The organism is Pseudomonas neustonica (assembly GCF_003797945.1).
In the GTDB taxonomy this organism is placed as follows: Bacteria; Pseudomonadota; Gammaproteobacteria; order Pseudomonadales; family Pseudomonadaceae; genus Halopseudomonas; species Halopseudomonas neustonica.
In genome coordinates, this window is record NZ_RKKU01000007.1 from 67,176 (window position 1) to 77,024 (window position 9,849).

General features: G+C 56.1%; 7 protein-coding genes. 5 read left to right on the top strand and 2 right to left on the bottom strand.

What is annotated here, in order from left to right:
* Positions 1-62 precede the first annotated feature (62 nt).
* Together EF096_RS08065 and EF096_RS08070 are read right to left on the bottom strand one after the other, a co-directional pair.
* A complete protein-coding gene (locus EF096_RS08065; protein ID WP_123889114.1) occupies positions 63-668 on the bottom strand; it encodes a glutathione S-transferase family protein in 606 nt (201 codons plus the stop codon).
* A complete protein-coding gene (locus tag EF096_RS08070; RefSeq protein WP_123889115.1) occupies positions 665-1,144 on the bottom strand; it encodes an RDD family protein in 480 nt (159 codons plus the stop codon). Before EF096_RS08070 ends, EF096_RS08065 begins: the two co-directional genes overlap by 4 nt.
* A gap of 338 nt (positions 1,145-1,482) precedes the next feature.
* Here EF096_RS08070 and EF096_RS08075 point away from each other — a divergent pair, with 338 nt between their 5' ends.
* The 5 genes from EF096_RS08075 to EF096_RS08095 all read left to right on the top strand — a co-directional run bounded on the left by EF096_RS08075 (position 1,483) and on the right by EF096_RS08095 (position 9,834).
* Positions 1,483-2,436 (top strand): ABC transporter ATP-binding protein, encoded by a 954-nt coding sequence (locus tag EF096_RS08075; protein WP_123889116.1) that lies wholly within the window; start codon positions 1,483-1,485, stop codon positions 2,434-2,436.
* Positions 2,433-3,194, top strand: a complete 762-nt coding sequence (locus EF096_RS08080; RefSeq protein WP_123889117.1) for an ABC transporter permease — start codon at positions 2,433-2,435, stop codon at positions 3,192-3,194. Before EF096_RS08075 ends, EF096_RS08080 begins: the two co-directional genes overlap by 4 nt.
* A 293-nt stretch (positions 3,195-3,487) precedes the next feature.
* A complete protein-coding gene (locus tag EF096_RS08085; protein WP_372237868.1) occupies positions 3,488-6,292 on the top strand; it encodes an endo alpha-1,4 polygalactosaminidase in 2,805 nt (934 codons plus the stop codon).
* Positions 6,270-7,361, top strand: coding sequence for a tetratricopeptide repeat protein (locus EF096_RS08090; protein ID WP_123889118.1), 1,092 nt, complete (start codon positions 6,270-6,272; stop codon positions 7,359-7,361). The genes EF096_RS08085 and EF096_RS08090 overlap by 23 nt, the downstream gene beginning before the upstream one ends.
* Positions 7,324-9,834 carry a tetratricopeptide repeat protein gene (locus EF096_RS08095; RefSeq protein WP_123889119.1) on the top strand — a complete coding sequence of 837 codons (2,511 nt, stop codon included), beginning with the start codon at positions 7,324-7,326 and terminating at the stop codon, positions 9,832-9,834. The genes EF096_RS08090 and EF096_RS08095 overlap by 38 nt, the downstream gene beginning before the upstream one ends.
* The last annotated feature ends 15 nt before the right edge of the window (positions 9,835-9,849 follow it).

Genomic DNA, 9,849 nt, shown 5'->3' on the forward strand with positions numbered 1-9,849 from the left:
TTTTGTGCGTGCGATACAGGTCTTTGGTGCTTGGCTGCGCTGCCATTGTTTCCTGCCTGAACTCAGGATTCGCAGGGCATTGCGCAGTACCCTGGCGTTGCCTCAACCCTGGAGAGCCATGCTCTTATGGCCGGATAATTAGTCAGTTCAAAGCCGCCTTCCGGCGCGACGTGGGTGTAGGCATACAGACTGAGGTCCGCGATGCTTAGCTGGTCGCCGACCAGGTATTCGGTTTGTTGTAACTGCTGTTCCATTACTTGCAAGGCTCGATGGCCGCCGGGCTGCTTGGCGTGATATTCCGCTCGGCGCTCTTCTGGCAAGCCAAGATAGCAGGCGATAAAGCGTGCTACCGCGATGTAGGGCTCGTGACTGTATTGTTCAAAAAACTGCCATTGCAGTACTTTGGCCAACGTAAAATTGTCTTGCGGGAGGAGTGCGGAGCCGCTGGCTAGATAATTGAGTATCGCGTTGGACTCGCTGAGTGTGCGCCCATCATTCAATTCAAGTAACGGAACCTTGGCATTGGGATTGAGGATTAGAAATCCGGGTGTACGGGTTTCTTCGCGCAAAATATCAACATGCACCCACTCATGTTCAAGCTGCAACAGATGGCATAACAGCTTGAGTTTGTAACAGTTGCCAGACTTCAGGTCGCCATAGATTTTCATGCCTGCTCCGGTACGCCTGCGCGCATAGTTGCGTCATCCTGCCTACCGGCAATGACCACGGTTCCTGCCAATTTGTCGTGCCAGCCCTGCTTGCGCTTGTCGAAAGCGACCCATAGCAAACCCAGGCAAAACGGGACGGTAGCAACAAAGTAGCCCAGATAGCGGATGATCAGTTGGCCGGTGCCCGGCGGCTGGAATGTGCGGGCGTCGACCACCCGAGCATGCACCGCCATTTTGCCTGGCGTCGCCTGTTTGGCCCTCCAGAACAGGATGACGGCTATGGCTGGCAGTATCCAGGTGAGTATAACGTCCGCCAGGCCGTCGACCGGAGGTGACTGGTAGGGGTCAAAGTAGGCCCAGCCATAGAAGTACACCAGCAGAGGCGTTATCAGCAGCATCATCCATAGAGTATCGATTAGACTGGCGAGAGTGCGCAGCCAAAAACCGATGTAACGCACTTGAGTATTTGTTTGCATGAACGCGGATTCCTTACGACCTGCTAAGTGGGACAGCGTATTCTGCGCAGAGAATCCTGTCATCTACTAGCTCGGTGATACGTCACGACGTTGCTCAATCCTATCCGCTCGACCAAGGTTGGGCTGATGCTGCGCGATTCACCTTGATTGCGATCTAACTTCTGAGATTGCTGCATACAAGGCATCCCATACGTGCGTGGTGCTCTGTGCCGTTAGCCCCTTAACCCTGCAGTGTGCAGGGCTGAATCGCCTCAAGGTTAGGCGTATGCTGTGGCTCAAACCTAGCGCGTAGTCTGGAACCTCTGGCTGTCGCAGCCTCACTTATATGCGGGGGACGTGTGGATAATATTATTCAGGTCAACGAGTTGACCAAAACCTATGAATCTGGCTTCCAGGCGCTCAAGGGCGTGAGTCTGAGTATCCGGCGCGGTGAGATTTTTGCTTTGCTGGGCCCGAACGGTGCGGGTAAAACCACCTTGATCAGTATCGTCTGTGGTTTGGTCAATGCCAGTAGCGGCAGTGTCTTGATCGATGGGCATGACAACGTACGTGATTACCGCAAGGCGCGCAGCAAGATTGGGCTGGTACCGCAAGAACTGACCAACAATATGTTCGATAGCGTATGGTCGACCCTCAAGCTCAGCCGTGGCCTGTTCGGCAAGCCGCGTAATGACGCCCTGCTGGAAGAGATACTGCGGGAATTGTCATTGTGGGATAAGCGAAACGATCGGATCATGGATCTTTCCGGTGGCATGAAGCGCCGGGTGCTGATTGCCAAGGCGCTGTCGCATGAGCCTGATGTGCTGTTTCTGGATGAGCCGACCGCGGGCGTTGATGTGGAGCTGCGCCGCGACATGTGGAATACCGTGCGCCGCCTGCAGCAGCGTGGCGTCACCATCATCCTCACTACGCACTATATTGAAGAGGCCGAGGAGATGGCCGATCGTATTGGTGTTATCAGTCAGGGTGAGTTGATTCTGATCGAGGGTAAGGACAAGCTGATGCAGCAGTTGGGTACCAAGCAGCTGTCGATTCAGCTGCAATCACCCCTCGAAATACTCCCCGAAAGCCTGCGCAGCGACGCGTTAGCACTATCGGCAGATGGCTATGCGCTGGTCTATACCTTTGACGCCCAATGCGAGCAGACGGGTATCGCCGAGTTGCTGAAAAAACTCGATCAGGCGGGTATTGAAGTCAAGGACCTGCATTCAAGCCAGAGCTCGCTGGAAGATATCTTTGTCAATCTGGTGCATGAACGCCGCGATGCAAAACGTGCAGGAGGTGCGCAATGAACTTTTATGGTGTTCGCGCTATTTACCAGTCGGAAATGGCGCGCATGTTGCGCACGACGCTGCAAAGTATAGCCTCTCCGGTTATCTCTACGTCGCTGTACTTTATTGTCTTTGGCGCGGCGATTGGTACACGGATGACCGAAGTAGACGGTGTCAGTTATGGCGCCTTCATCATCCCCGGCCTCATCATGCTGATGCTGTTGAACGAGAGTATTTCGAACGCGTCCTTCGGCATTTATATGCCAAAGTTCACCGGGACGATTTATGAGGTTTTGTCGGCACCAGTGTCGCCGTTGGAAATCGTGGTTGGTTATGTCGGTGCGGCTGCAACCAAATCAGTGCTGCTGGGCTTGCTGGTATTACTGACAGCGCGCCTGTTTGTTGACTATGAAATCCAGCATCCGCTGTGGATGTTAGGGTTTCTGGTGCTTACCGCCGTGACTTTTAGTCTGTTTGGTTTTGTTATTGGGGTATGGGCTGACGGCTTTGAGAAGTTGCAGATCATCCCGTTGATGATTGTTACACCGCTGGCTTTTTTGGGTGGCAGTTTTTACTCCATCACCATGCTGCCACCGTTCTGGCAGACAGTGACCCTGTTTAATCCGGTGGTTTATCTGATCAGCGGGTTTCGCTGGAGCTTTTACGGCGCAGCGGACGTGCATATTGCCGTCAGTCTGGGTATGACGCTGGTATTCCTCAGTATCTGCCTGGTGCTTGTCTGGTGGATATTCCGCACAGGGTACAAGCTCAAGCCTTGAGCCGTGGATAGTGCGCTGGCGCTGACCATTCTTTTTTCTTGCGGCCTTTGCACAGGCCGCAAGCCATCTTCGAACGCATCTTTGGCTGTCTTTGCGGGCCACTCCATGTCTCTCCATGCCAACATATTGACGTCGATTGATCGCTCTTTGAGCTTTCGTCAATATGCTGGTATGGTGGCTTATCGATATTAGTGAATGATTCGCTAATGTAGTTGACTTGGACATAAACACATGCGGCTGTCGGTTCTGCTCCCGATGCCTTGTCAGGCGAACGGAATCGCGCGAGGAGTATCTTGGTGGTGTATTACTTTCTTGCCGACGTTCGGCGTGTGGTTCGTGCTTTTTCCTGCCTGTTCATCTTTTTTTGTTTTTCCGTTCAAGCTGCTACTGCACCTGATTCCAGGCCGGAATCGGTCGCGTTCTGGTACGCGGACAGTCCGCCGTTGCCGGAACTGTCCCAGTTTGATTGGGTTGTTCTTGAGCCGGGTCACGCCAGTGTGGCAGATGTGGCTTTTTTGTCTGCGCAGGGCGCTTTGCCTTTTGCCTACTTGTCGGTGGGAGAGGTTGATGGCGGTATGCTCGCAGAGGCGCAAAGTGCGGGCGTGTTATCCGGGACGGCTAATACCTTGTGGCAAAGCCAGGTTGCCGACCTGAGCAATCCGAAATGGCAGGCGATGCTGCTGGAACGCGCCAAGAGTTATCATGAACAAGGCTATGACGGTCTTTTTCTGGATACGCTGGATAGCTTTACGCTGCTGGCTGATGAGCGTCAGCCAGCCCAGCGTGAAGGGCTACTGGCACTGCTGGAAGCCTTGCATGAGCAACTGCCAGGCATGAAGCTGTTCTTCAATCGCGGGTTCGAAGTCTTGCCGGCGTTCGCTGGCGTGGTCGATGCGGTCGCGGTTGAGTCGTTGAGTGCTGGCTGGAACGCGGCCAGTCAGACCTATGTGCCGGTTTCGGCGAGTGACCGAGAGTGGCTGAATGGCCAGTTGGCGCCTTTAAAGGACGTCGGTATTCCGCTGGTTGCGATTGAATATCTGCCTGCCGATCAACCTGAGCAGGCTCGCTCGCTCGCCAAGGAGCTTGTCAGCGAAGGTTATATTCCGGTGATCACCTCGCCTGACCTGGATCGTCTGGGTGTCAGTAGTATTGAGGTTCAGCCACGGCGTATTGCACTGGTCTATGACCCTCGTGAAGGCGAGCTGACGCTGAATCCAGGGCATGTCTACCTGGGCGGTCTGCTGGAGTACCTGGGTTATCGTGTTGACTATATTCCAGCAGATGCCGACATACCCTTGTCTCCCATGTCGGGCCTCTATGCGGGGGTGGTGATATGGATGACCAGTGGCACGCCTGCTGATGTTTATCGTTTCAATGAATTCATCTCTGCTCGCCTGGATGAGCATATTCCTGTCGCTTTCATGGGCGGTATTCCGATTGATAATCCCGCCATCCTGTCGCGGCTTGGCGTAAACAAGGGCGTCGGCGATCCGCAGTCGGTCCAACTGATTCAGCAGGACGAGAGCCTTATTGGTCACTTCGAGGCGCCATTGCGAATGCATAGCCGCGACCTGACCCCGTTGCAGGTGACAGGGTCAGATCTGGTGCCCGGCCTGACCTTGAGGGACAGTGCCGAGCGTACTTTGGTCCCTGTGGCGATAGCGCCCTGGGGCGGCTTTGCTCTATCGCCTTATCTGTTTCAGGAAAGTGCAGCTGCCCGCCGCTGGGTTATCGATCCGTTCGCCTTTGTTACGCGCGCGTTGCGGCTTGTTGATATGCCAACGCTGGATGCGACTACCGAAAACGGACGCCGTATCGCCACAGTGCATCTTGACGGTGATGGTTTTGCGTCCAGGGCCGAGGTGCCGGGTACGCCATATTCCGGTGAGGTGGTGCTCAAGGATTTCATCCAGGCGCATGATTATTTGACCTCTGTTTCGGTGATTGAGGGTGAGATCGGTGCCAAAGGGATGTATCCCTATTTAACCAAAACTCTTGAACCTATTGCGCGGCGGATCTTTGCCGATCCCAAGGTTGAGCCTGCGACGCACACCTTTAGTCATCCTTTCTTTTGGGAGCCGGAGAAGGCTAGATTGCGTGACGGGTTCAACCCGGAATACGGCATTAATATGGCCATACCCAACTACCCCGTGATGGATCTGAATCGCGAGATAGTGGGCTCGCGCGACTACATCAACACGCACCTGTTGCCGCCTGGCAAAGAGGTGAAATTGATCTTCTGGTCCGGAGAGGCGCTACCCAGCCCCGATGCGATTGGCATCGCTTATGCTGCCGGTATGGCAAACGTTAACGGCGCTGAAACCTATATTACCCGAGCTAACCCTTCGCTGACTGGGCTTAACCCCTTGCACAGGCCGACCCGCGGCGGCTTGCAGATCTATGCACCGGTGATAAACGAAAATCTGTATACCAACCTGTGGAACGGCCCTTTTTACGGCTTTGAGCGAGTGGTGGATACCTTCGAAATAACCGATGCACCGCGACGCCTGCGCGGCATCAACCTTTACTACCACTTCTACTCTGGCACCAAGCAGGCCTCGCTCAGGGCCATGGCTGATATATACACCTACATGGATCGGCAGCAGCCGATCTCGTTGTGGATGGGCGACTACTTGCGCCGAGTGCGTGGTCTCTATGAGGGCGGGTTGGCAAAACGCCTGGACGGTAAATGGCAACTAAGGTCGTTGCAGGGTATGCGCACGGTGCGGCTTCCGCCTGAAATGGGCTGGCCAGATATGTTGGCGTCAAGTGCAGTAGCAGGCGTGCGTGATCTGCCGCAGGGCCGTTATGTTCATTTGGCCAGTGATAACGCGGTATTGGCGCTGCAGCCTGGGCGTGATTCTGCGCCATCCTTGGAGCAGGCCAATATCCCGCTGACGCAGTGGCATTATCGTTCTGAGCGTGAGATCGAGCTGTCCTTTGCCGGTAAGTTTGATCTGCGCTTCTCCGTACGCTACGCCGGAAGCTGTGAGTTGAACGTCGGACAACAACGGATAAAAGGCATACGTCGTGGCGCGCTTGTTGAGTTTGCAGTAAATCGGCACGAGGTGAGCAATGCGATACTCTCCTGCCGCTGAGTCGGCGTCGCTGTTTCGCCCTTGGGCGTTGCTGCTTGCTGGCGTTGTAGTGGTTGCCATGTTGTTTATGACCTACCAGAACAAGGATGCTTTTCTGCCGCAAAAGGGTGAGGTTGACGAGGTGTCGGTCAACTATGCCGAGCTTTTGCTGAATGCTGACCCTGGCGACGTTACCCTCCGTGCCGAGCTGGTCGATATGCTGATTCAACTCGGTGACCTGGATCGTGCGGCAAAGTACTTGCAGGGCTGGAGCGGCGCAAACATGCCGCTTAAACACTTCTATGAGCTGGTACTGAACCTGACTCGGGCGACGGTAAACGATGACCCTGTGGTGATGTCTTCAGCGCAGGCCAGTCTGGCCGTGTTTGATACCAGTGATCTGAGCGTGTCGCAGCAGCGCCAGCTGGCTGAGTTGGCCCTGGCGGTCGGCATGCCGCAGATTGCGGCAAAACTCTACGCCACGCTTGCCGATGCGATCCCCGCGGAGCGTGAAGAGCTGCTGTTGGCGTCGGCACGTTGGTATCTTGCCGCTGGCGATCAACACAGCGCAGGCATTATCTATCAGCGTTTGGCTGCGCACTCAGACAGCCCGGAGCAACGTCGTGACTATGCCAAACTGGCCTACGACACTATGGTTGCCGGTGGCGAGTCGGAGCAAGCCAGCATCTACTTGTTGGATCAATTAGCCCAGGGTGCTATGGCTGCGCCGTTAACCGATTGGTGGTCACGTAGCGTGATTGTTGCTCAGGGGGCGTTGCGGCATGACCTGGCCGATCAGTTGTCGGCGAGTTGGCTGCAACATGAACCTGACAATATTGCAGCCTTGCAGCAGCGCTTTGATCTGCAGTTGGCTGGCGGTGATACACAGGGTGCATGGCGGACGGGGCAGCACCTACTGGACACAGCACCGGCCTCTGCTCGTGCACTCAAGCAGATGGCGCTGCTGGCGCAGTGGACTGGTCGACCGCAGATAGCCCTGGATTACTGGATAGCCTATCTGGGCATGCAACCGGACATGGAGGCGCGCGAGCGTGCCTGGCGTTTGGCGTTTGGCGTTTTCCCTGTTTGACTATAACCGGGGCATTGATCTGCTCTCCGGCGTCACGGCGACACGCCAATTGACGGAAGAGGAACTGGAGGCCCTGGTTTACGCTCAGGAGGCGCGCGGCACCCCTGAGCAGTCCGAGCGCTGGTTGCGTCGTTATCTTGAGCGTGCTCCAGCTCATCGTATGGCCTGGGTCAAGTTGATTCAGAACCTGCAGAACACGCTCCAGCTGGACGCAGAGGCCCAGGTTTGGAAGGACTTTTCCAAGCACCACACCTTGACCACAGCTGATCGGGTGAGCTGGGCCGAAGTACTCTGGAACAGCTATCAGCCCGAGCAAGCCTGGCAGGTCTTGAATGAAGGCACGCTGGAGGTATCGGAGGCGGGCTTCTGGCGATTGCGAGCTGCGCTGGCGTGGGAGCTAGAGAAAGACGATGAGTTACAGGCCAGTTATGAGGCCATGCTGAATAAAGGGCTTGAGCTTAACTTCAGTGAAGAAGGTCAACTGATCACCCTGTATGGCCAGAAACAGCCAACCAAGGCGCTGGAGCTGCTGATTGCCAGCTGGGAGCGTACCGGCGACCCACGCCGTTTGATTGATGCCATTCAGTTGGCTGAACAACTTCAGCAATGGCAGCAATTGAGTCTGCTGGTCAAGGACGCAGAGCAGCAGCCAGGGCTGGCGGCTCGACTACCGGTTATTTTGGCGCAGGGTTTGCTGGCCGAGCGGCGGGGAGAGCGCCAACTGGCTGAGCGCTATTATGTGCAAGGGCTGAAGGCAAACCCGACCAGTACGACGTTACGCGAGCGACTGTTGTGGCTGTACTTCGACAGTAACAATACCGGCAAGCTGGCTGAGCGCTTGCGTCATTGGGAGCCAGGCGCGCAGAACGTGCGCTCGCTCTGGCTGGTAATGGCAGCAGCCAACCAGCTTTTGGGGCGACAAAGCCAGGCGTTGCAGTGGTATCACCGCTACTTGCAGGCGACGCCCAATGATCTATTGGTGCGTGCGGCTTACGCCGACGCCCTTGAGTCTTCGGGGCGCCACGCCGATGCCTTGGCGCTGCGCACCGCCGTGTTGAAGCAACTAATGAAGCAGCCTGACGCCCTGGCGAGCGATGAGAGTCGTTTGCTATGGCTGCGTCTGGTTGCCGTCAGCGATTCTCCAGACGCTGCAGTGCAGCAGGCGCGGCGCTGGCAGGACGGCTCTTCGACGCTATTGCAGTCCTGGTTCAATGCTCAATTGAGCCATCTCGATTCGCTTAATCAGGAGGCGCAGAAAGATGATTGGCTCGCCTGGGGACGTAGTCGAGGTCTGACAACCGATCGCTATAACCTGATTCAGAGTGCGTTCCGTGATTATGATCGCGATGTGCTGACGGCTTTGCTGGAAGAGGGTGGTCTGGACTCGGCTCAGCAGGTTGAGGCTCTGAGCCAGCTGGGCGACAAGGGGCGCGCGCTTTCGGTTGCCTTGTCTGAGCTGGGTGATGAGCAGCCGCTGGCTGTGCGCCAGCAGCTTTGGCGGCAGGCGTTGGAGCTGACCGAGCAGCATCCGCAAGGTCTGCGCGTGCAATTGTCGCGGGAGGATTTTGGCGGCCTGCAGCTTGATGGTCCGCAATTCAGCGCAGCCAGCTACCTGGGTAATGACTGGTATTCGCGCCTGGACCTGGGAGCCGTGAAATATGATTCCCCACTGTTGGCAGACTCAACCCTGGGGCAGGAGCGTAATGCCAGCTTGAGGTTGGAACGGCAGCTGCGTAATGGTGATGCTGCCTTGGTGTTCGATGGCAGTGCCCGCAAGGACGATAACCGGACAGGTTTGGGTGTCGAGCGCCGCTGGAATCTGGGCAGTGATCAATTTGCAGCTGGCTTGGACTGGCAACGTCAAAGCTCGGAGACTGGCCTCATGCGCGCGTTGGGTCAGCAGGACGGCGTTTGGTTGAACGGCAGCCACAGTATTTCCGCACGTGATCAAATCAGCTGGTCGTTAGCGCAGCGGCGCTATGAAACGCGCTCGAATCTGGCGATTGGTGCCGGCCAGCAGGCCTCCCTCGAATTCAGCCAGATCCAGTTTTTTGAGGGGCCAACCTGGGTATTGCGTTCGGGGCTGGAGTTACAACGCAATCAGCTCAAGGGCACCGCATTCGATGACTTGCTGGTAAGTAATGGCGGACCCGTCAACCAGGACGAGTTGAATGCCGATCAGCTTTTGCCCGAGCGCGTGGGCCGGTTTTATGTCGGTAGCCAGTGGCGTCGCGGCTTACCCGGCGCACTGAACCGCACACGCGGGCAGTACACCTGGTTGCTGGATACATCCACCGGCTGGGATTGGGAAGAACAGAGCATGACCTATGCAATCAATGCTGGCTTGGGCGTCGAATTGTTGGGCGACGACGAGCTGTCATTGACCGGTGGCTACCAGTCAGCGCCGATTGGTGGAGATGGTGATTCGGGCGGTAACGTGAACCTTTCATATAGTGTCCGTTTCGGGCGTTGATAACATATTAAGGAG

What these genes read in the sequence shown, in the direction of transcription:
- EF096_RS08080 (WP_123889117.1), top strand. Translation starts at nt 2,433, where the DNA reads ATGAACTTTTATGGTGTTCGCGCTATTTACCAGTCGGAAATGGCGCGC.
- EF096_RS08065 (WP_123889114.1), bottom strand. Translation starts at nt 668, where the DNA reads ATGAAAATCTATGGCGACCTGAAGTCTGGCAACTGTTACAAACTCAAG.
- EF096_RS08090 (WP_123889118.1), top strand. Translation starts at nt 6,270, where the DNA reads ATGCGATACTCTCCTGCCGCTGAGTCGGCGTCGCTGTTTCGCCCTTGG.
- EF096_RS08070 (WP_123889115.1), bottom strand. Translation starts at nt 1,144, where the DNA reads ATGCAAACAAATACTCAAGTGCGTTACATCGGTTTTTGGCTGCGCACT.